Annotated in this window: 1 protein-coding gene; it reads left to right on the forward strand. The window is 36.3% G+C overall.

The genetic code is table 11. The annotated features are described in order from the left end of the window. Window positions 1-401 (forward strand): hypothetical protein (locus PVK70_RS18930; protein ID WP_274441724.1); only part of this gene is annotated, 401 nt, incomplete at its 5' end. Window positions 402-502 lie beyond the last annotated feature (101 nt).

Consider the following 502-nt stretch of genomic DNA (forward strand, 5'->3'; position numbering starts at 1 on the left):
CAATTATCAAAGAATCAAAGAGTATCTTTGGTGAAACGACAGTTGAATGGTGTAGGGAATGCGATCTTAAAAATGGCGGACCAACTGATTTAGTTTTTAAATTGGATTCTGGTTATACCATAGCAATTGAATTTAAGTTGCGAGATACAACGACAGCATATCAAAACGATATTGAAAAACTTGGTCGGATCAAAGAAGAAAAGTGTATAAGATTATTCTGTGCTCTAGTCGACGTATTTAACCATCAATTACCTGATGATGGTCGTCAAGCATATATTGAATGTTTACCTAATTATCAAGTAAAGCCACTTCATAAAGTAACGTTCGATACCAAACAAAGTAGGTATGTAAAACCTGTATCTTGTGTAGCGTGCGTTTGGGAAGTTGGTCAGTCGTTGTAGGGCGAAACATAACAATCGCATCAACACGATTTGCTACATTCGGCATTCTAGATTTCTTTGAGTTTACCGTGTTAAGTGGTAAATTGAGCTTAATCTGCATG

This window comes from Aliivibrio sp. A6 (assembly GCF_028765505.1).
Classification (GTDB): Bacteria; Pseudomonadota; Gammaproteobacteria; order Enterobacterales; family Vibrionaceae; genus Aliivibrio; species Aliivibrio finisterrensis_A.